The sequence below is a fragment of the Pseudomonas sp. MWU16-30316 genome (assembly GCF_020515645.1).
Classification (GTDB): domain Bacteria; phylum Pseudomonadota; class Gammaproteobacteria; order Pseudomonadales; family Pseudomonadaceae; genus Aquipseudomonas; species Aquipseudomonas cerasi.
Genome location: NZ_JAIZAZ010000001.1, coordinates 93,257 through 113,942, shown reverse-complemented (window position 1 = coordinate 113,942; position 20,686 = coordinate 93,257). Strand labels below are relative to the sequence as shown.

Annotated in this window: 23 protein-coding genes; 9 read left to right on the top strand and 14 right to left on the bottom strand. The window is 60.3% G+C overall.

Going from position 1 to position 20,686, the window contains the following annotated elements:
* Positions 1-89: 89 nt before the first annotated feature.
* The 7 genes from thiL to nrdR form a co-directional block, all read right to left on the bottom strand.
* Positions 90-1,055, bottom strand: coding sequence for a thiamine-phosphate kinase (gene thiL / locus LCH65_RS00650; protein WP_024663238.1), 966 nt, complete (start codon positions 1,053-1,055; stop codon positions 90-92).
* Between the two features lie 16 nt (positions 1,056-1,071).
* Entirely contained in the window at positions 1,072-1,569 is a 498-nt protein-coding gene (nusB, locus tag LCH65_RS00645) for a transcription antitermination factor NusB (protein WP_003368925.1), read from the bottom strand.
* Positions 1,566-2,042, bottom strand: coding sequence for a 6,7-dimethyl-8-ribityllumazine synthase (gene ribE / locus LCH65_RS00640; RefSeq protein ID WP_002555427.1), 477 nt, complete (start codon positions 2,040-2,042; stop codon positions 1,566-1,568). The genes nusB and ribE overlap by 4 nt, the downstream gene beginning before the upstream one ends.
* Positions 2,043-2,172: 130 nt before the next feature.
* Positions 2,173-3,264 carry a bifunctional 3,4-dihydroxy-2-butanone-4-phosphate synthase/GTP cyclohydrolase II gene (gene ribBA / locus LCH65_RS00635; RefSeq protein ID WP_003368927.1) on the bottom strand — a complete coding sequence of 364 codons (1,092 nt, stop codon included), beginning with the start codon at positions 3,262-3,264 and terminating at the stop codon, positions 2,173-2,175.
* Between the two features lie 21 nt (positions 3,265-3,285).
* Positions 3,286-3,948 (bottom strand): riboflavin synthase, encoded by a 663-nt coding sequence (locus LCH65_RS00630; protein ID WP_003317049.1) that lies wholly within the window; start codon positions 3,946-3,948, stop codon positions 3,286-3,288.
* A 47-nt stretch (positions 3,949-3,995) separates the two neighbouring features.
* Complete coding sequence (gene ribD, locus LCH65_RS00625) at positions 3,996-5,096, bottom strand: bifunctional diaminohydroxyphosphoribosylaminopyrimidine deaminase/5-amino-6-(5-phosphoribosylamino)uracil reductase RibD (protein ID WP_162492616.1); 1,101 nt, start codon at positions 5,094-5,096, stop codon at positions 3,996-3,998.
* Between the two features lie 41 nt (positions 5,097-5,137).
* A complete protein-coding gene (gene nrdR, locus LCH65_RS00620) occupies positions 5,138-5,602 on the bottom strand; it encodes a transcriptional regulator NrdR (protein WP_003317051.1) in 465 nt (154 codons plus the stop codon).
* A gap of 176 nt (positions 5,603-5,778) precedes the next feature.
* On the opposite strand from nrdR, the gene LCH65_RS00615 reads away from it, so the two are divergent.
* From LCH65_RS00615 to trxA, 3 genes are all read left to right on the top strand, one after another.
* The gene (locus LCH65_RS00615; RefSeq protein ID WP_003368930.1) at positions 5,779-6,228 is read left to right on the top strand and encodes a hypothetical protein; all 450 of its coding nucleotides are present in this window, start codon (positions 5,779-5,781) and stop codon (positions 6,226-6,228) included.
* Positions 6,225-6,878, top strand: coding sequence for a 50S ribosomal protein L11 methyltransferase (locus LCH65_RS00610; RefSeq protein ID WP_003368932.1), 654 nt, complete (start codon positions 6,225-6,227; stop codon positions 6,876-6,878). Before LCH65_RS00615 ends, LCH65_RS00610 begins: the two co-directional genes overlap by 4 nt.
* 247 nt (positions 6,879-7,125) lie before the next feature.
* Positions 7,126-7,998 carry a thioredoxin gene (gene trxA / locus LCH65_RS00605; protein WP_003431771.1) on the top strand — a complete coding sequence of 291 codons (873 nt, stop codon included), beginning with the start codon at positions 7,126-7,128 and terminating at the stop codon, positions 7,996-7,998.
* Positions 7,999-8,052: 54 nt separating this feature from the next.
* Here the strand turns inward: trxA and LCH65_RS00600 are convergent, their stop codons facing one another.
* Together LCH65_RS00600 and LCH65_RS00595 are read right to left on the bottom strand one after the other, a co-directional pair.
* Complete coding sequence (locus LCH65_RS00600; RefSeq protein ID WP_003431772.1) at positions 8,053-8,406, bottom strand: hypothetical protein; 354 nt, start codon at positions 8,404-8,406, stop codon at positions 8,053-8,055.
* 61 nt (positions 8,407-8,467) lie between these two features.
* Positions 8,468-8,890: a nuclear transport factor 2 family protein gene (locus LCH65_RS00595; protein WP_003431775.1), complete on the bottom strand. Its 423-nt coding sequence runs from the start codon at positions 8,888-8,890 to the stop codon at positions 8,468-8,470.
* Positions 8,891-9,189: 299 nt separating this feature from the next.
* Here LCH65_RS00595 and LCH65_RS00590 point away from each other — a divergent pair, with 299 nt between their 5' ends.
* From LCH65_RS00590 to LCH65_RS00570, 5 genes are all read left to right on the top strand, one after another.
* Complete coding sequence (locus LCH65_RS00590; protein ID WP_003368941.1) at positions 9,190-9,777, top strand: DUF2796 domain-containing protein; 588 nt, start codon at positions 9,190-9,192, stop codon at positions 9,775-9,777.
* Positions 9,778-9,846: 69 nt separating this feature from the next.
* Positions 9,847-10,557 carry an ABC transporter ATP-binding protein gene (locus tag LCH65_RS00585; RefSeq protein WP_003368944.1) on the top strand — a complete coding sequence of 237 codons (711 nt, stop codon included), beginning with the start codon at positions 9,847-9,849 and terminating at the stop codon, positions 10,555-10,557.
* Position 10,558: 1 nt separating this feature from the next.
* Positions 10,559-11,824: an ABC transporter permease gene (locus tag LCH65_RS00580; protein WP_003368946.1), complete on the top strand. Its 1,266-nt coding sequence runs from the start codon at positions 10,559-10,561 to the stop codon at positions 11,822-11,824.
* A gap of 8 nt (positions 11,825-11,832) precedes the next feature.
* Positions 11,833-12,357, top strand: coding sequence for a DUF3299 domain-containing protein (locus LCH65_RS00575; RefSeq protein WP_003431776.1), 525 nt, complete (start codon positions 11,833-11,835; stop codon positions 12,355-12,357).
* A gap of 103 nt (positions 12,358-12,460) precedes the next feature.
* Positions 12,461-13,147, top strand: a complete 687-nt coding sequence (locus tag LCH65_RS00570) for an OmpW family outer membrane protein (protein ID WP_003368950.1) — start codon at positions 12,461-12,463, stop codon at positions 13,145-13,147.
* A 274-nt stretch (positions 13,148-13,421) separates the two neighbouring features.
* Here LCH65_RS00570 and LCH65_RS00565 read toward each other — a convergent pair whose 3' ends face one another.
* The 4 genes from LCH65_RS00565 to LCH65_RS00550 form a co-directional block, all read right to left on the bottom strand.
* Complete coding sequence (locus tag LCH65_RS00565; RefSeq protein WP_060708317.1) at positions 13,422-13,916, bottom strand: hypothetical protein; 495 nt, start codon at positions 13,914-13,916, stop codon at positions 13,422-13,424.
* Positions 13,917-14,270: 354 nt separating this feature from the next.
* Positions 14,271-15,200 (bottom strand): NAD-dependent epimerase/dehydratase family protein, encoded by a 930-nt coding sequence (locus tag LCH65_RS00560; protein ID WP_003368953.1) that lies wholly within the window; start codon positions 15,198-15,200, stop codon positions 14,271-14,273.
* A complete protein-coding gene (locus LCH65_RS00555; RefSeq protein ID WP_003431778.1) occupies positions 15,193-16,077 on the bottom strand; it encodes a sugar nucleotide-binding protein in 885 nt (294 codons plus the stop codon). Before LCH65_RS00555 ends, LCH65_RS00560 begins: the two co-directional genes overlap by 8 nt.
* Positions 16,078-16,230: 153 nt before the next feature.
* Positions 16,231-18,549: a mechanosensitive ion channel domain-containing protein gene (locus LCH65_RS00550; RefSeq protein WP_003431779.1), complete on the bottom strand. Its 2,319-nt coding sequence runs from the start codon at positions 18,547-18,549 to the stop codon at positions 16,231-16,233.
* Positions 18,550-18,840: 291 nt separating this feature from the next.
* On the opposite strand from LCH65_RS00550, the gene LCH65_RS00545 reads away from it, so the two are divergent.
* Positions 18,841-19,659, top strand: a complete 819-nt coding sequence (locus LCH65_RS00545; RefSeq protein WP_226439054.1) for an alpha/beta hydrolase — start codon at positions 18,841-18,843, stop codon at positions 19,657-19,659.
* 48 nt (positions 19,660-19,707) lie between these two features.
* Here the strand turns inward: LCH65_RS00545 and LCH65_RS00540 are convergent, their stop codons facing one another.
* On the bottom strand, positions 19,708-20,556 hold the full coding sequence (locus tag LCH65_RS00540; protein WP_044310225.1) for an ureidoglycolate lyase: 849 nt from the start codon (positions 20,554-20,556) through the stop codon (positions 19,708-19,710).
* Positions 20,557-20,686: the final 130 nt, after the last annotated feature.

The window sequence follows — 20,686 nt, the reverse complement described above, 5'->3', positions numbered from 1 at the left end:
GCATTGTAACAGCAGGTTCCTGCGGACGCTCAGGGTGAATTCTCGGGCATTTAGATCATAAAGTTCGATAGATAGAAGCGCTCATCCGCTCACTGCTCAGCGCCAAAATGCTGGTAGCCGTGCGTGTCGGGCGTGACGTCTTGCCCTGTGTCGTCGACAAGCACGACGCCTTGACCCTGCTCTACCCGGCCAATGACATGCACCGGCCAGCCTTCTTTCAGCAACGCCGACAGGTGTTCGGAAGGCAGCGTGAAGGCCAGGATGTAATCGTCGCCACCGCTGAGCGCGGCCTGTCGGGCAGAGGGCAGATCGAACAAGGTCAGCAACTGGTCGGACATCGGCAGCCGGTCACGCTCGATCACCAGACGCACAGCCGAAGCGCGGGCGATGTGTCCGCAGTCGGCCAGCAGCCCGTCGGAGATGTCCAGCGCGGACGTCGCCCTGCCCCGCAAGGCCTGCCCCAGCGCCAGTTGCGGTTGAGGCGACCAGTAGCGGGCCAGCAATGCTTCGGCGATCGAGGGCTCGGCGCTGCGCTGCTTCAAGACCAGCGGCAATGCACCTGCACCATCACCCAACGTGCCGCCGACACACAGCAGGTCACCCGCCTGGGCACCCGCGCGGGTCAGGGCTGATCCGGCCGGCACGGCACCGAACACCGTCAGCGTCAGGCTCAAGGGACCGCGCGTGGTATCACCACCGATCAGACGCAGCGAACAGCCTTGCGCCATCTGGTTCAAGCCGCGAGCGAAGGTCTGCAGCCAGTCGGCATCGACCTGCGGCAGGGTCAGGGCAAGGGTGAACGCGACAGGCCGGGCACCCATGGCCGCCAAGTCACTGGCAGACACCGCCAGCGCACGCTGACCGAGCACAAAGGGGTCGCAGACATCAGGAAAATGTACCCCGGCAACCAGGGTATCGGTCGAGATCGCCAACTGCTCGCCGGGCGCCAACGCCAGCAGCGCGCAGTCGTCGCCGATCCCCAAGGCAACTTCCTCGCCCGCCTGCGCACAGGGCGCGGCGGCGAAGTAATTGCGGATCAGCTCGAACTCTCCCATGAAGGTCAGGCGCGAATCAGCGCTTGTGGGCCTTCACTTCGACTTCACGCAGGCGCGGCGCCAGCTTGTCCAGCACGCCATTGACGAACTTGTGGCCGTCAGTGGAGCCGTAGACTTTCGCCAGCTCGATGCCCTCGTTGATCACTACGCGATAAGGCACGTCGATACGTTTGAGCAGTTCGAACGTCGACAGACGCAATACCGCCAGTTCAATCGGGTCCAGCTCTTCGATGGTCAGATCAAGACAAGGCGAAAGAGCAGCATCGATCTCGGTCTGGTTGGTCGCTACGCCGTGCAGCAGCTCACGGAAGTAGGGGCCGTCAACGTTGCTGAAGTCGTTATCGACCCGAAACTGTGCTTCGATTTCGTTCAGCGCGTGGCCGGCCATGTGCCGTTGGTACAGGGCCTGAGTCGCCATCTGACGCGCTTCGCGACGCTTGGCGCTTTTACCCTTGGCGGCTTCCGGCGATTTGGCGTCGCGCGGGTTGAACTGGTCTGTATCGTCGGAAATCACTTGGCCTCCAGCTGCGACAGCAGACTGACCATTTCGATGGCGGACAGAGCGGCTTCAGCGCCCTTGTTGCCGGCCTTGGTGCCGGAACGCTCGATGGCCTGTTCGATGGAGTCGACGGTCAATACGCCGAAAGCGACCGGCACGCCGAATTCCATGGACACCTGGGACAAGCCCTTGACGCACTCGCCTGCCACGTATTCGAAGTGTGGAGTACCGCCACGGATCACTGCACCCAGTGCGACGATGGCCGCGAACTCGCTGCGTTGGGCAACTTTCTGCACAACCAGTGGAATCTCGAACGCACCCGGCGCACGGATGATGGTGATGTCGCTTTCGCTCACGCCATGGCGTACCAGCGCATCAACGGCACCGCTAACCAGGCTTTCCACGACGAAGCTGTTGAAACGGCCAACTACCAAGGCATAGCGGCCCTGGGGGGCGATGAAGGTACCTTCGATGGTCTTCAAGGTCATTCGGTGAGTCTCGTATTAAAGAGCAAGCCCGCCTTGGGGCGGACTTTGAGGGATATTAGGCCACGAATCATGCCTGTCAGGCCAAGACCTGCGAAAAAACCATCTTTCACACGCCCCGACCTGCCGGTATTTATTCGGAGGGCACGTATTCTACAACTTCCAGATCGAAACCGGATATCGCATTGAACTTCATCGGCGAACTCATCAGGCGCATTTTGCGCACGCCGAGGTCACGAAGGATCTGCGAACCAGCGCCGACCGTGCTGTAAGTGGTCGGTGTCTTGATGGGTTGCTGACCGGCGGTTTCGCGAATATGAGCCAGCAAGACATCGCCATCCAGCGGGTGACCGAGCAGCAGCACCACACCGCTGCCCGCCTCGTTAACCGCGCGCATGGCGGCGCGCAGGCTCCAGCGGCCGGGCTGGCTGACCATCAGCAGGTCACGCAGCGGGTCCATGTTGTGCACGCGAACCAGCGTGGGCTCTTCGGCGCAGATGGTGCCCAGGGTCAGCGCCAGATGCACGTCGCCCTCGACCGAATCGCGGTAGGTCACCAGGTTGAAACTGCCCAGTTCGCTGTCCATCGGCTGCTCAGCAATCCGCTGAACGGTACGTTCGTGGATCATCCGGTAGTGAATAAGGTCGGCGATGGTGCCGATCTTGATGTCATGTTGCAGGGCAAATGCTTCGAGTTCGGCACGTCGCGACATGGTGCCGTCATCGTTCATGACTTCGCAGATCAGGCCCGTCGGCTCGAAACCGGCCATGCGCGCCAGGTCGCAGGCCGCCTCGGTATGACCGGCACGCGCCAGGGTGCCGCCAGCCTGGGCCATGAGCGGGAAAATATGCCCAGGGCTGACGATGTCTTCAGCTTTCGCGTCCTTGGCAGCGGCAGCCTGCACAGTACGTGCGCGGTCGGCTGCCGAGATGCCGGTGGTCACGCCTTCGGCAGCTTCGATGGAAACGGTGAACTTGGTGCCGAAACCCGAACCGTTGCGCGCTGCCATCAGCGGCAGCTTGAGGGTTTCGCAGCGCTCGCGAGTCATCGGCATGCAGATCAGACCACGGGCGAAACGCGCCATGAAGTTGATGTGCTCGGGCTTCACGCATTCGGCGGCCATGATCAGGTCGCCTTCGTTTTCGCGGTCTTCGTCATCCATGAGGATGACCATCTTGCCCTGGCGAATGTCTTCGACCAGTTCTTCGATACTGTTGAGCGCCACGCGGCACCCCCTTCAATCAATTCAGGATTTGAGGTAGCCGTTCTCGGCCAGGAAGCTTTCGGTGATCGTGCCGTGGCCCGGCTCGGCGGCCTTGTCACCCAGCAGCAGGCGCTCCAGATAACGCGCCAGCAGGTCGACCTCCAGGTTGACCTTACGGCCGGGCTGGTAGTCGGCCATGATCGTTTCGCTCCAGGTATGAGGCACGATGGTCAGTTCGAACTCGGCGCCGTTGACCGAATTGACGGTCAGGCTGGTGCCGTCGACCGTAATCGAGCCTTTGTGGGCGATGTATTTGGCCAGTTCGCGTGGCGCACGCACCGTAAACTGAATGGCGCGGGCGTTGTCCGCACGGGCGACGATTTCGCCCACGCCGTCGACATGACCGCTGACCAGATGGCCGCCCAGACGCGTAGTCGGGGTCAGGGCCTTTTCCAGGTTGACCCGGCTGCCGCTCTTGAGGTCGACAAAGGCGGTGACGGTCAGGGTTTCCCGGCTGACATCAGCCCAGAAGCCATCACCGGGCAATTCGACGGCGGTCAGGCATACGCCATTCACGGCAATGCTGTCGCCGAGTTTGACGTCGGTCAGGTCAAGCTTGCCGGTTTCCACATAAACGCGGACGTCGCCGCCTTTCGGAGTCAGGGCGCGGATGCTGCCAATGGATTCGATAATGCCGGTAAACATGGGTCCTCCGGGAGAACAAGGGCTGCGCGCTAGGCGAAAGCCGGGAATTATACGCCGGGTGTGCGCACAGGGAGAGCGATGACTCGCCAGTCATTACCGACAGCACGCATTTCCACAATGTTCAGTTCAAGTGCCTCGCTCATCTGCGCCAGGGGCAGATCGAGCAGCGGGCGGGCCGATGAGCCGAGAAACTTGCCGGCGATGAAGAGCTGAAATTCGTCGACCAGCCCGAGACGCGCAAAAGCCCCCGCCAGTCGCGGACCGGCCTCGACCAATACTTCATTGACGCCACGCGCGGCGAGTTCGCCCATCAACCTGCGCAGGTCCACATGACCGGCGCTGTCGGCCAGAGCGAGCATTTCGTGGCCCTCTTCCTGATAGCGACCTCGCGCCGACGCAGCAGCACACGTCACGACCAGCGCACTGCCTGCCTGGAAGAACGGTGCATCGAGCGGCACACGCAAACGGCCGTCGATCAACACGCGCAACGGCGGGCGTGCAGCGGCCAGTGAGGTCAGTTCGGCATCGAGCCCCAATTCATCAGGGCGTACGGTGAGACGAGCCTTGTCGGCCAGCACCGTATCGGCGCCGCTCAGCACCACACTCGACTGCGCACGCAGACGCTGCACGGCAGAGCGCGCCTCGGGACCGGTGATCCACTGGCTTTCACCGCTGGCCATCGCCGTGCGGCCATCCAGGCTCATGGCCATCTTGACCCGCACGTACGGCAGGCCGGTTTCCATGCGCTTGAGAAAGCCTTTGTTCAGCGCTCGCGCTTCGCTTTCCAGCACACCACATTGAACGCCGATACCGGCATTCATGAGGCGCAACAGGCCACGGCCGGAGACTTCGGGATTGGGGTCCTGCATCGCAGCGACAACCCGCGCCACTCCGGCTTCGATCAGTGCATCGGCACAGGGCGGTGTGCGCCCCTGGTGACTGCACGGTTCGAGGGTGACGTAAGCGGTCGCGCCTCTGGCCAGCTCGCCAGCCTGGCGCAAGGCATGCACTTCGGCATGCGGCTCACCGGCCCGTACATGCCAGCCTTCGCCAACGATCCGGCCTTCACGCACGATCACGCAGCCGACTCGCGGGTTGGGATGTGTGGAGTACAGCCCCTTGCGCGCCAGCTCGAGTGCTCGCGCCATGTAATGAACGTCGAGAGCCGCCTGTTCAGTCAGCAATGCATTTATTCCTTGCCCGGCTCGCGGGCCAGACGATCGATTTCTTCACGGAATTCGTTGAGGTCCTGAAAGCGGCGGTACACGGAAGCGAAGCGGATGTAGGCCACTTCGTCGAGCTTCTGCAGCTCGGTCATGACCAGCTCACCCACCACCAGCGATTTGACTTCGCGTTCGCCGGTCGCGCGCAGCTTGTGTTTGATGTGAACCAGGGCCGCTTCAAGGCGTTCGACACTCACCGGACGCTTTTCGAGCGCGCGCTGCATACCGGCGCGCAGTTTTTCTTCATCGAAAGGCTGGCGGCTGCCGTCCTGCTTGATCAGACGCGGCAAGACCAGTTCGGCAGTTTCGAACGTAGTGAAGCGCTCGCCGCAGGCCAGGCACTCGCGTCGGCGGCGTACTTGCTCGCCTTCGGCGACGAGGCGGGAGTCGATGACTTTGGTGTCATTGGCACCGCAGAAGGGACAGTGCATGGTGGCTGGCAACGAAAGAATGGGGAGCGCCATGTTAGCGCATCCTGCCGGCAAGACAAGGCTGAGGGTTTACGGTATATAGACGCGCATTAAAGCGGTGTGAAATTGTCCGGGCTCGGTAATACTGCACGCTTGGCGTCACCCAGCCTTTCGAATTTTGCCTTGTGGAGCTCTTGATGACGTTACGCCCCGCTTTTCTACTCTGCTTCATCGGCTTGCTGGCCGCGTGCAGCAGCAATGACGCGCCGAAACCCGTTGCGCCGCCACCGGTCGCACCGTCGATCAAGCTGCCCGCCGGTCCAGGGCCGTTACAGCCGTACCAGCGAGAAATCAGCGGGCAGTTGCTGGGCGTACCGGCCGGCGCCGAGGTCGAGCTGGCGATGCTGGTCATCGACGAACGCGGACGTCCGCAGAAGCTGCTGACCAACACCCTGCTCAAGGGTAACGGTCAATCATTGCCGTTCCAGCTGCGCTTCAACCCGGAAGCCTTTCCGGTCGGCGGACGCGTCGAGTTGCGTGGCCGTGCCAGCCAGTCCGGGCAGTTGATTCTGCATCTGCCGTCGATGCGCATTGATCAGCCGGTGACTCAGGCCCTGGGGCAGTTGCAGTTCGTCAAGGCGCCATGATCGCTCCGCAACATCTGCAACACGCGCTGAGCGAACTGCTTGGCGACGCCCGGCTGGCAATTACTTCGCTGCCGGGCACAGATCTGAAGCTGTGGCTGATCGACGATGCCAACATGGACCGCGCCTTCAGCCCGGATGAAACGCGGCGCATTCTGGAAGATCCACCGTACTGGTGCTTTTGCTGGGCCAGCGGCCTGGCTCTGGCACGCTTTCTGGCTGAAAACCCGCACTGGGTGGCCGGCAAGCGGGTACTGGATTTCGGTGCGGGCTCGGGTGTGGCGGGCATTGCCGCGCTCAAGGCAGGGGCGCTTGAGGTAGTGGCCTGTGATCTCGACCCACTGGCGCTCGCTGCCTGCCGGGCCAATGCCGAACTCAATCAGGTGCCATTGAGCTACTCGACGGATTTCTTTGCCGAGGCGGACCGCTTCGATCTGATTCTGGTCGCCGACGTGCTCTACGACCGCGCCAACCTGCCGCTGCTGGATCATTTCCTCTCCCGAGGCCGCGAGGCACTGGTGGCCGATTCCCGCGTGCGCGACTTCAGGCACACTGCCTACCAGCGTCTGACAATGCTGCATGCGCACACCCTGCCGGACCTGGCCGAACCGCACGAGTTTCGCGACGTGAGCCTCTATCACGCGGCGCGGTGAGCGCTCAGCCAGACGGTCTCTGCAGGAGCGAACTTGTTCGCGAAGACGGTCGTTCAAACGATAAATCCCTTGGAGCTCTCCACCCCTTTCACGAACAAGCGAGGCGTCGCCCGGCTCGCTCCCGCGGCCTTCGGCCAGCATCAGGAGCAATGAGTGCGGGAACGATCATGTCCAATAGACGACGCCGCTTTCAGCATTGTCCTGCGGGCTTTATAGTTGGCAGCATTCAGATTCTTCGAGACGTGCAATGAGCCAGGAAACTGCTTACATTTTCGACGCAACCGCCGCGAACTTCGATCAACTGGTGATCGACAAGTCCTTCGACCAGCCCGTGCTCGTCGATTTCTGGGCCGAGTGGTGTGCGCCCTGCAAGGTCTTGATGCCCCTGCTGCAGCAAATCACCGAGAGTTATCAGGGCGAGTTGCTGCTGGCCAAGGTCAATTGCGACATCGAGCAGGACATCGTCGCGCGCTTCGGTATTCGCAGCCTGCCTACCGTGGTGCTGTTCAAGGACGGCCAGCCGGTGGATGGCTTTGCCGGTGCACAGCCCGAGTCGGAAATCCGCAAGATCCTCGAACAACACGTAGTCATGCCGCCACCGCCAGCCGCCGACCCGCTCAAGCAGGCACAGACGCTGTTTGCGGAAAGTCGTTTCGCCGAAGCCGAAGCACAGCTCAAGGTGCTGTTGGGCGAAGACAACACCAATGGCGCCGCGCTGATTCTGTATGCGCGCTGCCTGGCCGAACGGGGCGAACTGAGCGAAGCCAAGGCCGTGCTGGATGCGGTCACCGGTGATGCACACAAGGCAGAACTGGCAGGTGCCAAGGCCCAGCTGACGTTCCTCGCGCAAGCCGCGACCCTGCCGGACGCCGCCGAACTGAAAAGCCGTCTTGCACAAAACCCTCAAGACGATGAAGCGGCACTGCAACTGGCGATTCAGCAGTTGTCGCGTCAACAGTACGAAGCTGCGCTCGAGGGCCTGCTCAAGCTGTTCATCCGCAATCGCAATTACGCCGAGGGCCTGCCGCACAAGACGCTGCTGCAAGTATTCGACCTGCTGGGCAACGACCATCCGCTGGTCACGGCGTACCGTCGCAAGCTGTTTGCCGCGCTGTACTAATGTACAAAGCAACAGGCACCGCTCGGGTGCCTGTTGTTGCCGAGCACAGTCAGGTCATGTCGCTTCGACCCAACTGTACAGCGGCGCATCTCCGCCGCTCTCGACTTTCACGTTCGCCGAGTGGCGCAAGCGCACCAGTAGATGCTTGCCCGCTGCGGTGCTGCCCGCCAACCCTTCCAGTTGCCCCAACAGATCCGGCCCACTCATCTGCCCGGCCTTGTACAGCAATTCCTGAGCGACTTGCCAGAGCCTGTCGTCCTGATTGAGCGGCTTGTTTTCGGCCACGGCGGCGGGTACCTCCGGGGCGGTTGTCTTGAGCTGCGCGCCCAGTTGCGCCCAGTCCCCGTCGTCCAGTTCAAGGGTCAAATCCACCGGCCATTGGCCTACGGTTCCACGAATACGCAACATGATGTGCACCTGCTGACAGTCAGGCGTACATGCTCCCACAGGCTGACGCGCATTCCCATGATCAACCGTAACGCCACGGGTTGAGGACCGGTTCCTTGCCGTTCATGAAATTGCCAAGCGCCCGCACGTCGTAGACGTTTTCCCAGTACTCGATAATTCGGCCATCGCGAAACCGCCACAGGCCGCAAAACGGCATGATGATTTTCCGGCCCCCGCAGCTGGCGCGCATCTCGCCCAGCACCGAGCCGAAGTGATCGTTGGCGACGATGTCGTGGACATCCATGTACAGGGTCTGATGCGTCCGTCTGATCAGATTGATCTGGTGGGAAAGTACTGCCTCCCGGCCGATGGCTATGGACAACCCACCGCCAGCGCCTTGATCCGCCTTGTGCAGCACGATGTCAGCGTCGGCGAATTCGGTGATACGTTCCATATCCTTGTACACAGCACGCAGGACTTCCCTGTTCGAATGGAGCTTGTTCATGAGTATCTTCCCTGATGTCGCACTCGGCCCAGGTCGAGCGCAGGCCCTGGCTGGGATGAAAACCTTCCTGCGCATCCGGCGCAGGTGTAGCGATTTTCATCTTCCAGAGTAGGACTTGATGACGCTAAGTGTGAGACTACTTAGGCATAAGCACCTGACCGGGTATTCCCGATAAGACCGTCAATAGCGCTTTGCTGAAGCCCGGTCTTCCGGCGCCTGGATAAAAACACGTCCACGCAGGTCGCCACTTGTTATAAGATCACATAACAGTTTTTCCGATTATTGTTCTGGAGCCCGCTATGCGCCGTCTGCTACTCGCCCTGCCTTTCGCCCTGTTACCACTCGTTGCTGCGCACGCTGCCGAAGAACACGACCACGATCATGGCGATGAACATGGCAGCCTGGGTGCGCACGAGCACGGCGTAGGACGCCTGGATGTGGTGCTGGAAGGCAAGACGCTGGAGTTCGAATTTGACAGCCCGGCCATGAACATCGTCGGTTTCGAGCACGTTGCGACCTCGGATGAAGACAAGGCCAAAGTCGCCAAGGCCCGCGAGTTGCTGCTCAAGCCCAACGCCTTGTTCAGCATTGCCGATGCCGCCAATTGCTCGGCCACTTCGGTGAAGCTGGAAAGCCCGCTGTTTGGCGACAAGGATGACGATCACGATGAACACGCCAAGGACGGCGAAGCCGATCATCATGAGCACAGCGAAATTCACGGTCACTACAAGTTCGTCTGTGACGCACCGGCCATTCTGAAGAAGCTCGACCTGTCGCAAATCTTCATAACCTTTCCCGACACCAAGAAGCTTCAGGTACAACTGATTTCGCCAGGTGGCCAGTCAGGCGCAGAAGTGATCGCAGCCAACCCGACGCTGAAATTCTGATCGCACCCTGCGGTACAACGACCGGGCCTGGCCCGGTCTTTTAATTTCCAACCGAGCGTGAGTCAGCCCATGACCCAAGCACTGATCGAACTGTCGGACCTGCGCTTCAACTGGCCCGGCCATCCGCAACTGCTGGACATCCCCGAATTCCGTCTGCAAAGCGGCGAAACCCTGTTCCTCAAAGGCCCCAGCGGTAGCGGCAAAACCACATTGTTGGGCCTGCTGGGCGGTGTGCAAAAACCGGTCAGCGGCAGCATTCGCCTGTTGAACCAGGAACTGTCGGCCCTCTCTTCGGCCGCGCGTGATCGCTTTCGCGTCGATCACACTGGCTACATCTTCCAGCAGTTCAATCTGCTGCCGTTTTTATCGGTGCGGGAAAACATCGAACTGCCCTGCCACTTTTCCAGCGTGCGTGCCGAACGTGCCAGACAACGCCACGGCAGCGTCGAGAAAGCCACCACCACCCTGCTCGCCCACCTGGGCCTGAAAGACCCTGCGATGCTGGCACGCCGCGCCGACTCGCTGTCCATCGGCCAACAGCAGCGTGTTGCTGCCGCCCGAGCGCTGATCGGTCAACCGGAGCTGGTGATTGCCGACGAACCTACGTCTGCGCTGGACGCAGACTCGCGCGAGGCGTTCATTCGCCTGTTGTTCGCCGAGTGCCGCGAGGCCGGGGCCAGCCTGCTGTTCGTCAGTCATGACCAGAGCCTGGCACCGCTGTTTGATCGCAATCTGTCGCTGAGCGACCTGAATCGCGCCGCCGTCGCCGTGGAGATTTGAGATGTATCTGTTTCGTCTGGCCATGGCCAGCCTGGCCAATCGCCGTTTCACCGCGTTCCTCACTGCCTTCGCCATTGCACTGTCGGTTTGCCTGTTACTGGCCGTCGAGCGGGTACGCACCGAAGCGCGCTCCAGCTTCGCCAGCACCATCAGCGGCACCGACCTGATCGTCGGTGCGCGCTCCGGCTCGATCAACCTGTTGCTGTACTCGGTGTTCCGCATCGGTAATGCCACCAACAACATTCGCTGGGACAGCTTCGAGCACTTCGCCAACAGCAAGCAGGTCAAGTGGGCGATCCCGGTTTCGCTGGGCGACTCCCATCGTGGCTACCGGGTGATGGGCACCAGTGAAGCGTATTTCGAGCATTATCAGTTCGGTCGCCAACAGCACCTGGAGATGGCCGAAGGACGCGAGTTCAAGACCGATCCCTTTGAAGTGGTGCTGGGTTCGGAGGTCGCCAAGGCGCTGCATTACAAGCTGGGCGACAAGCTGGTCCTGGCGCACGGTGTCGCCGCGATCAGTCTGGTCAAGCATGACGACAAACCGTTCACCGTGGTCGGCATCCTCAAGCCGACCGGTACGCCGGTGGACCGCACGCTGCATATCAGTCTGGGCGGCATGGAGGCCATTCATATCGACTGGCACAACGGCGCCCCGGCACGCGGCAACGAGCGCATCTCAGCCGATCAGGCGCGCAATATGGACCTGACGCCGACTGCGATCACTGCCTTCATGCTGGGCTTGAACAGCAAGATTTCCACCTTCAGCCTGCAACGCGAGATCAACGAATACCGTGGTGAGCCGATGCTGGCGATTCTGCCCGGCGTGGCCCTGCAGGAGCTGTGGAGCCTGATGGGCACGGCGGAAAAGGCGCTGTTCGTGATTTCGCTGTTCGTGGTACTGACCGGGCTGATCGGCATGCTGACCGCAATTCTTACCAGCCTCAATGAACGGCGCCGGGAAATGGCCATCCTGCGCTCGGTCGGCGCGCGTCCCTGGCATATCGCAAGTCTGCTTATACTCGAAGCCTTCGCCCTGGCGCTGGCGGGTGTCATCAGCGGCCTTGCGCTGCTCTATATCGGCATCTTCGTGGCCCGCGACTACGTGCTCGACAACTACGGTCTGTACCTGTCGTCTATGCCACCTGGCCAATATGAATGGACATTGCTCGGTGCCATTCTCGGCTGCGCGCTGTTGATGGGAACCGTGCCAGCCTGGCGAGCCTACAGGCAGTCACTGGCCGATGGACTGTCGATTCGTTTATGAGGACCTTCATGATGCGGCGCATGCTACTCACTCTGCTGTTCTCGGTTACCACTCAAGTGTGGGCCGCCGAGCCGCGTGAGCTGACCTGGAATGACATGATTCCACCCGATGCACCTGTGGTGAAGCCGGTAACGACTCCGCTTCACGATATGTCCAAGCTGTCCGATGCACTGGCCATGGAGGCAGCGCCTGCGGCTCACCAACTGGCGCCGCATGCGCCGGTGGTCAAGGCACTGGACGGCAAACTGGTGCGTTTACCGGGCTACATCGTGCCGCTCGAGGTCAGTGAGGAAGGCCGGGTGACGGAGTTTTTGCTGGTGCCGTATTTCGGCGCCTGCATCCATGTGCCGCCGCCACCGGCGAACCAGATCGTGCATGTCACGAGCGAGCTGGGTGTGAAGGTCGATGAGCTGTATCAGCCGTACTGGATCGAAGGACCGATGCAGGCCAAGTCGTCTTCCAGCGAACTGGCAGAAGCGGGTTATCAGATGCAGGCAGACAAGATTCTTGTCTACGAGTTGCCGGATTCATAAGGATCACGAGGTTCCCAGCGATTTCATTGAGCTGAGTCAAAGTCGCCGCTCGACAGCGCTTTAACATTACGCCCATAAATTTTGACTGATCTCTGGAGCCTCCATGCACAAGCATCTGCTACGCGCGTCCCTTGTCGCGCTTGCCCTCACCGCCCCGGTCGCGGCACACGCCTACGAGCCTGGCGACTTCATCGTTCGCGCCGGTGTCGCGCACGTTCAGCCCAATGAAGACAGCGGCGAAGTGCGCCTCGACGGCACCAAGGTTTCCGGCACCAAAGCGACTGTCGACGGCGAAAACCAGCTGGGCCTGACCTTCGCCTACATGCTGACCCAGCACGTCGGCATCGAGCTGCTGGCCGCCACACCGTTCAGCCACACCGTGTCGGTCAAAGGCCTCGGGCCTGGCCTGGATGGCAAGCTGGCCGATATCAAACAACTGCCGCCGACGCTGTCGTTGCAGTACTACCCGATGGAACCGTCGTCGAAATTCCAGCCGTACGCTGGCGTGGGCATCAACTACACCACGTTCTTCGATACCGACCTGACCGGCAACCGCAAGGATCAGGGCTTCAGCAACCTCAAGCTCAAGGACTCGGTCGGCCTGGCCGCACAGCTGGGCATGGATTACATGATCACCGACAACGTACTGCTCAACGCCTCGGTCTGGTACGTCGACATCGATACCAAAGCAACCGTGGACGGCCCGTCAGCCCTGGCCGTCGGCAAGACCAAGGTCGATGTGGACATCGACCCGTGGGTGTATATGGTGGGTGTGGGTTACAAGTTCTGACCTGAACGTCTTAAGCGCCACAAGCACAAAGGCACCCTTATTGGGTGCCTTTGTTTTTTGCGGGAGCTGCTGACGCTCGTGCCAGTGCACCACGCTTGTCGGTTCTCAACAGTTCGCGGATGAGCAGAGCATCTTTCGATCCGCTCTTCCCCAAGTGGTGAAGCTGTATCAAAGAAACTCAAGCCCTGTTCAAGTTGCCTCTTTGCACCTCGAAAAACTGCCTTGAGGAGGTAAAATGGCCAGACTCTTGAACGTCTTTTCGGGCCGAAGCTTATTATGCCTGCTCGACAGCATCCTCAATTCTGAATACGCCATCACCGACATAGGTGATCGCCAGCGGCTTATCATCGTCAATTCCCTCTGGCAATTTCAGGTCGTAATTAGCCGTCAGGAACTGCTCCGGAATCATCGGCTCAACTATGCCCGAGGAACGAAGAAAGGTGCTGATGCCGTACACCAGCACACCTACGGAAGCGATAGGACCTGGGTAAAGTTGAAGAAACTGAAGAAACGTTAGCCCGGTCAGATAGTCGATACGAACAGTGTCAGGGCCAAATATGATAAAAGCGCCCCCAACTACAAACAGCAGCAACCCAATAAGACTCAAGAGGAGTGACGTCAAAATGACCGGTGCGCTATCGGTTTCCTTTTCAGTAGAAAGATAAGCCAAATATGCTTCAATAAAGCCCGGTACTGCGATCTCTCCCGGCACTTGGTGCACGTTGACCTCGCCGAGATTTTCTACCTCTAGTTCATCTTCGTCTTGCATGCCATGCGTCCTTCATAAGAATGACGATGGATACTAGAAGCCATTGAAATTGCTGAACACCTTAAAATCATCAATTACAAAAAATGCAGAATGCTCCTACATATTCGGAAGCTAAATCCTGCGCAACCAGCCAATAGATCTCACACCAGCGTTGGGCCGCAGGCAATTGGTAGCTGACACCATTTGCCGAAACAGGCAGTAAAACCCGTGCAGACGGTGCATCGGTGTAACCGAGGCCGCATATTCCAAAGCCTCAGTCCATCGCAGTCGTCATAGCCTTCCATGCTCTGGTGCATAAGCACCTTCTTCAGGGCTGATTGAGGCACGGATAACGACAAGCACTTAGCGCGGGACTCACTGTCCCATCAACAACTCAAGCCCACGCACCAGTGGCGTTGGCTCGTCGATGGTGAAGTGCTCCAGCAAGCGCTGGTTGCTCGCGCGGGAATGCTTGATGTCGCCCGAGCGCGGTGCCTGATAGCTGACTTCCGGCTGTTTGCCGACCACTTGCGAGAGTGCCGACAGCAACTCATTGAGCGACGTGGTCTTGTTCAGACCGACGTTGATCGCGCCTTCGATGGCGCTGTCTCGTGACAGAGCCTGCAGCAGCAGCTTGAGCAGATCGCCCACGTAGTAGAAATCCCGCGTCTGCTCACCATCGCCAAACACACTGATCGGCAGGCCTTTGCGGATACGCTCGGCAAAGATGCTGATCACGCCGGAGTACGGCGACGATGGGTCCTGGCGTGGCCCGAAAATGTTGAAGAAGCGGAAGATCACCGGTTCCAGGCCATGCTGGCGACGGTAGAAATCCAGGTAGTGCTCGCTGGCCAGCTTGTCCGAGGCGTAAGGGGTCAGCGGTGCCTTGGTGGTGTCCTCGGTGATCGCTTCGCCCTCACCGTTATTGCCGTACACCGCCGCGCTGGAAGCAAAGATCACCCGTTTGATGCCCGCTTCGCGCATGGCTTCGCAGACATTCAACGTGCCGATGAAGTTGCTCTGGTGGGTGCGCACCGGGTCGTCTACCGACGCCTGCACCGAGGCCACTGCCGCCAGGTGCACGACGGCCTTGCAACCCTGCGCCGCGCGCTTGACCAGGTCGGCATCGGCCACGTCCCCTTCGATCAGTTCGACCTGCGGGTTATCGAGCGGCAAATTGCTGCGCTTGCCTGCCGAGAGGTTGTCGAGGATACGCACGGCCTGCCCACTGGCAAGCAATGCGTCGGTCAGGTGCGAGCCAATAAAACCCGCACCTCCAGTGATCAGAACAGGAGCGTCAGACATGTCGATAATACCGATCCAGCAGGCTTGGCAGACCGGCCCGCCAGGCGCGGGGCTTGATGCCGAAAGTGTGGAGAATTTTCTTGCAGGCCAAGACCGCGTGCTGCGGTTCTTCGCCTGCATCGGGGCGCGCGGCGTGGGCCTGCGCAGTGGGCGATTCGATAGCCAGCGCGTGCAGCAGACGCGCTTCGGTGAGCACTGCCTGCCCCAGCGCCAGCGGCGTGGTCGCCTCGTGTCCGGCGTAGTGGTAGGTGCCCCACAGCGGCGCTTCGCAATCGAGTTGCTTGATGACCGAAATGATCACCCGCGCCGCATCGTCGACCGGCGTCGGGTTGCCGCGACGATCGTCGGCGAGCAGCAGCTCTCCGGGTTCTTTCGCACGCGAGAGAAAGCGGCCCAGCACCCCATCGGTGCTGTCATCCAGCAGCCAGCCGAAACGCACCAGCACATGTTGCGGGCAGGTCGCACGAACACTTTGCTCGATACGCCACAGGGCCTGACCGCGCAGGCCCAGAGGTACAGGCTCGTCTTTTTCGCTGTAGGCCGTCGCGCGGGAACCATCGAACACACGATAGCTGGACGGCTGAACCAGCGTGATGTTGTGGTGCTGACAGAGTTCGGCAAGACGCTCGACAGAGCGCTCCTGATGAGTCAGGCGCGCTTCACTGACGGTCTCCGCCTGAAACCAGTCGAAGTAGTAAGCAAGGTTGATCAGGGCATCGGGACGGGTGTCATCAAGCAGTTGCGTAAGGCTCGCCACGTCCCAGCCGTCTTGCGGTGGACGTGGTGCGAGGAAACCAATGTCTTCCTCGGCACCCAGACGAATCAGCGCCTGCCCGAGGGCATTCCCGCCGCCCAACAGCATAAGGCGCATTCGCATAGAGTCAGCAGGCTCGGTATCAGATAATCAAACGAACAATTGAAAAACGCCTGCAAACATAACACGTTGCCTGCCAACCCCCAACAGTTGCGCAGCCTGGCGGGTTAATGACGCCGCGACAAAGCGTTGCAGCGTCCGCGCATGTCGGTTGAGTTACTGAGCTGCCGGCCCCGGCGTGCTGTTGCCCTTGGACAGACTGAGCGGCGCGGGCGCAGGCGCAGAAGGTGTCGCCATGGCAGGGTCCGAGGGCGCGGGTGGCCCTTCGGCTTCGACACCAGCCTGCGGATTATTGAAGCCCGGCCCCATGACCATCTGTGGATAAGTCTGCGCAAAGCGTACGCTCGGATTCTTGTCCACAAGCCGCTTGAGACGCTCGTTGAACGCACGTCCCACCGCGTACTGACCGCCCGAAGAGGTACGAAATTGCGCGGTCAGCACCACGCCATTGAGGTCCATGCGGTCGACGCCGAAGACCTCCAGCGGTCCCTGCAGGTTGTGCTTGAGCAGGATGTCTTCGCTGATCGACTGGCCGGTCTCGCGGATCAGCGCCAGTGCGTCATCGATGTCCGAGTCATAGGTGAACTGCACCGAGAAGAACGCATAAGCGAATTGCCGCGACTGGTTGGTAACGGCCTTGATCTGCCCGAACGGCACCGAGTGCACGAACCCCTTGCCGTCACGCAGGCGCACGGTGCGAATGGTCAGGCTTTCCACCGACCCGGAATGGCCGGTACTCAGCACCACCCAGTCGCCCACCGAAAAGGTGTCCTCGATGATGATGAACAGGCCGGTGATCACGTCCTGCACCAGTTGCTGCGAACCGAAACCGATGGCCAGACCGACGACCCCGGCACCCGCCAGCAGTGGTGCCACGTTGATGCCCAGGTTGGCCATGGTGGTGATCGCACAGATCACTACCAGAATGATTTTTACCGCATTACGCAGCAGCGGCAGAATGGTTTTGACCCGAGTGCTTGGCTGGCGACCGCTGCGATGATTGACCGGCGGTTTCAGGGCTTCCTGAATGGCGGTGTCGAGCACCACCCACAATAGCCAAGTGACGACGAAGATCAGACCGATGCTGCTCAGTGAATCACTGATCACCCGGCCAAGGGTGTTGCGCTGGGCAAACTCGAACATCGAGAAGCCCCAGATACGGCCCAGGATCTCGATGAACCCGATGGCCAGCGCGATACGCAGCACCGCATACACCAGGCTCAACAGACGCGCCTTGTACACATGCCCGCCGCGACCCAGGGTCTCGGTCGGTTTGAACAGGTGCTGGAACACGGTGCTGAGGAACACCGTGGCAATCAGCAGAATGGTGGTGAACAACGCACAACGCAGCGCTTGCTGACTGTCCTCACCGGCACCGATGAGGTTGATCGCCGAGACCAGAATCATCAGCAGGATCGGCAGGTGCCACAGCTTGGAGAATATCTTCAACGACTGTTGCAGCGCGGGCCGTTGCAGGCGACTGCTCAATGAGCGGTTACGGATCAGGTGGGCCACCGGGCGACGCACCTTGATGATCAGCATGCAGAACACCACCGAGGCGAACAGCCCGGTAAACACCGCAACACTGGTGGTGACGTTACTGCCCAACTGGCGGGCGATCTGCGGACTGGTCAGCGCGTCACTCAGCGCCGCAAGGAAGCCGACCACGAACAGTGGCCTTGGCGCGTAGCGGCGAATCATGCGCACGGCGGCACGCTTGTGGCCGAAATTGAACATCACGATCACGCAGAGCAGCACCGAAGTCGAGACGATGCCGCTGCTGGTTGCATACGCGAAACACAGTGCCAGCGCACGGCCTACCGAAGACGGCATGAAATGGCTGACGTAAAGGGTTAACGGCAGGCAGACGATGGCTGGCAGGGTAAATGGCAACACGTACTTGAGCAGCGCCTGACTGCGTGCGCGCACCCGCATGAACGGTGTGCGGCACAAGCGTACGGCGAGAAAACGACCCAGCGTGGTCAGAACCGCAAACGATGCGATCCATACAAAAGACAGGGCGAGGAAGTCCCCGGCGACGCTCCATGGGGAACGAGTAGTGCGTTTGTTGACCAGCTTTTCCAGCTCGTCGGCGGCACGATCGGCACGCAGTTGCCAAGCGTCGAACAGATTGTCATCCAGATTGAGCTTTTCCTGGACGTCATCGATGCTGGTACTGATGGCACCGAGCAACCCGCCCTGCACCAACAACTCTGGGGCCTCGGCCGCAGGCTCTGCACCATCGGCCGGTTTCGCATCGGCCTTGTCCTTGTCCGCCGCCTTGTCATCCGCTTTCGGGGCGGGTTTGTCAGCAGCCTTGGGGTCGGCTTTGGGATCAGCCTTTTCAGCAGCCTTGTCATCTGCCGGCACCGCCGCGCCCATTGGTAATGCAGGTACATCGGCCGCCTGGAGATTGAAACTGCCTGCGAATAACAGCAGACCCGAAAGGATCAAGATTTTCAGCTGAGACGCCACGCAGTTCTCTCCTTCAATGGGCAAGTCAAACCATGGACAGGGCAAGGCAAGCCTCGACCCCAATGAACTGATTCCCGTATGCGCGGCAAGTTCGGTTTCGGCAGGGAAATACGATGAGGCAATGTTTCAGAAAACCGCGGTTGGGCAGTACGCTCAGTCTTCTCGACTGAACTATGCAAAACCCTCACTGCCGGAATTATCGGGAGCTGCCGAAAGCGTGCACCCGCCTGCGCACCAAAGCGCTCGCCCGATAACCCCGACATCGAGAACCTGACATCGAGAGGAATCTGCATGAGCACGTTCAAGACCAAAGATGGCACCGAGATCTATTACAAGGATTGGGGCACGGGCAAACCGGTCCTGTTCAGCCACGGCTGGCCGCTGGATGCGGACATGTGGGAATACCAGATGGAATACCTGAGCAGCCGGGGCTATCGCACCATCGCCTTCGACCGCCGCGGGTTCGGTCGTTCCAGTCAGCCGTGGACCGGCTATGACTATGACACCTTCGCTGACGACATCGCCGAGCTGATCGAACACCTCGATCTGCGCGACGTGACACTGGTGGGTTTCTCCATGGGCGGCGGTGACGTCACGCGCTATATCGCCAAACATGGCAGTAAGCGGGTGGCCAAACTGGCGTTGCTGGGCTCGGTCACACCGTTCTTCCTCAAGACCGCTGACAACCCGGAAGGCGTCGACCAGTCCGTATTCGATAGCATCATGGCAGGCCTGCTCAAGGACCGCGCCCAGTTCATCAGCGACTTCGCCAGCACGTTCTATGGCATAAACCACGGCCAGAAAGTCTCCGAAGGCGTACAGACGCAAACGCTGAACATCGCCCTGCTCGCCTCCCTCAAGGGCACGCTGGATTGCGTGACAGCGTTCTCCGCAACCGACTTCCGCCCGGACATGGCAAAAATCGATGTGCCGACCCTGGTGATTCATGGTGACGATGATCAGGTGGTGCCGTTCGAAGCCTCGGGCAAACGGGCTGCTGCGATGATCAAGGGTGCCGAACTTAAGGTGTATTCAGGAGCACCGCACGGGTTTGCAGTGACCCATGCAGAGACGCTTAACAAAGACCTGCTGACGTTTTTGCAGGGCTGACAGTTTGCGTGACAGGGAGCCGATTGCCAGCTCCCTGCTGGCAGCGGGTCAGTCGGCCGGAACGGTCAACTGATTCTGCTCGCCCAGCCCCGTGATCCCCAGACGCATGCGTTGCCCTGCACGCAGGAAGACAGGTTGTGGCTTCACGCCCAGTCCCACACCCGGCGGTGTCCCCGTCGAGATGACATCACCTGGTTGCAGGCTCATGCAACGGCTCAGGTAGGCGATCAGCTGCGGCACACTGAAAATCAACGTGCGCGTATTGCCATTCTGATAACGATGGCCATCCACTTCCAGCCACAGGTCGAGCGAGTGAGGATCGGCAATCTCGTCGCGAGTCACCAGCCACGGACCTAAAGGGCCGAAGGTATCGAAGCCTTTGCCCTTGTCCCAGGTCCCGCCGCGCTCAAGCTGCCATTCGCGCTCGGACACATCATTGATCACGCAATACCCGGCTACATGCTCCATGGCATCGGCTTCGTCGATGTAACGTCCGCCCTTGCCGATGATCACGCCCAGCTCGACCTCCCAGTCGGTCTTGAGCGAACCACGGGGGATCTGGACATCATCGTTGGGACCGCAAATAGCACTGGTCCACTTGTTGAAGATTATCGGTTCCTTCGGCACGTCCATCTGCGACTCTGCCGCGTGGTCAGCGTAGTTCAAGCCTATGCAGATGAATTTGCCGACCTGCCCGACACACGCCCCGATGCGTGGTTGGCCCGAAACCAGCGGCAGGCTGGCAGGATCGATTGCCGCCAGGCTCGCCAGACTGGCCGGGCTCAGTGCCTCGCCCGCGATATCCCTGATGTGCGCAGACAGGTCGCGGATCTGGTTGTTGGCATCCAGCAGCCCGGGTTTCTCCAAGCCTTTTTCACCGTAACGTAGCAATTTCATCGAGTTCTCCCGTTTCTGTCCAAGGTGTGAACCGCGGATCAAGAGGGTGACGCCCTGTTGCCCAGCCTGCGCGGCAATACGTTTTCGTGTCAGTACGAACCTGGCAAGTCTGGACAGATAGCATTGCAGC

Bases quoted from the DNA above. Each gene is read 5' to 3' on its own strand.
- thiL (WP_024663238.1), bottom strand. From the start codon at position 1,055: ATGGGAGAGTTCGAGCTGATCCGCAATTACTTCGCCGCCGCGCCCTGT.
- LCH65_RS00555 (WP_003431778.1), bottom strand. From the start codon at position 16,077: ATGCGAATGCGCCTTATGCTGTTGGGCGGCGGGAATGCCCTCGGGCAG.
- LCH65_RS00545 (WP_226439054.1), top strand. From the start codon at position 18,841: ATGAGCACGTTCAAGACCAAAGATGGCACCGAGATCTATTACAAGGAT.
- LCH65_RS00615 (WP_003368930.1), top strand. From the start codon at position 5,779: ATGACGTTACGCCCCGCTTTTCTACTCTGCTTCATCGGCTTGCTGGCC.
- LCH65_RS00595 (WP_003431775.1), bottom strand. From the start codon at position 8,890: ATGAACAAGCTCCATTCGAACAGGGAAGTCCTGCGTGCTGTGTACAAG.
- trxA (WP_003431771.1), top strand. From the start codon at position 7,126: ATGAGCCAGGAAACTGCTTACATTTTCGACGCAACCGCCGCGAACTTC.
- ribE (WP_002555427.1), bottom strand. From the start codon at position 2,042: ATGACCTTGAAGACCATCGAAGGTACCTTCATCGCCCCCCAGGGCCGC.
- LCH65_RS00565 (WP_060708317.1), bottom strand. From the start codon at position 13,916: ATGCAAGACGAAGATGAACTAGAGGTAGAAAATCTCGGCGAGGTCAAC.
- LCH65_RS00610 (WP_003368932.1), top strand. From the start codon at position 6,225: ATGATCGCTCCGCAACATCTGCAACACGCGCTGAGCGAACTGCTTGGC.
- LCH65_RS00585 (WP_003368944.1), top strand. From the start codon at position 9,847: ATGACCCAAGCACTGATCGAACTGTCGGACCTGCGCTTCAACTGGCCC.
- ribD (WP_162492616.1), bottom strand. From the start codon at position 5,096: ATGGCGCGAGCACTCGAGCTGGCGCGCAAGGGGCTGTACTCCACACAT.
- LCH65_RS00575 (WP_003431776.1), top strand. From the start codon at position 11,833: ATGATGCGGCGCATGCTACTCACTCTGCTGTTCTCGGTTACCACTCAA.
- LCH65_RS00600 (WP_003431772.1), bottom strand. From the start codon at position 8,406: ATGTTGCGTATTCGTGGAACCGTAGGCCAATGGCCGGTGGATTTGACC.
- LCH65_RS00590 (WP_003368941.1), top strand. From the start codon at position 9,190: ATGCGCCGTCTGCTACTCGCCCTGCCTTTCGCCCTGTTACCACTCGTT.
- LCH65_RS00580 (WP_003368946.1), top strand. From the start codon at position 10,559: ATGTATCTGTTTCGTCTGGCCATGGCCAGCCTGGCCAATCGCCGTTTC.
- LCH65_RS00540 (WP_044310225.1), bottom strand. From the start codon at position 20,556: ATGAAATTGCTACGTTACGGTGAAAAAGGCTTGGAGAAACCCGGGCTG.
- nrdR (WP_003317051.1), bottom strand. From the start codon at position 5,602: ATGCACTGTCCCTTCTGCGGTGCCAATGACACCAAAGTCATCGACTCC.
- LCH65_RS00570 (WP_003368950.1), top strand. From the start codon at position 12,461: ATGCACAAGCATCTGCTACGCGCGTCCCTTGTCGCGCTTGCCCTCACC.
- LCH65_RS00630 (WP_003317049.1), bottom strand. From the start codon at position 3,948: ATGTTTACCGGCATTATCGAATCCATTGGCAGCATCCGCGCCCTGACT.
- LCH65_RS00560 (WP_003368953.1), bottom strand. From the start codon at position 15,200: ATGTCTGACGCTCCTGTTCTGATCACTGGAGGTGCGGGTTTTATTGGC.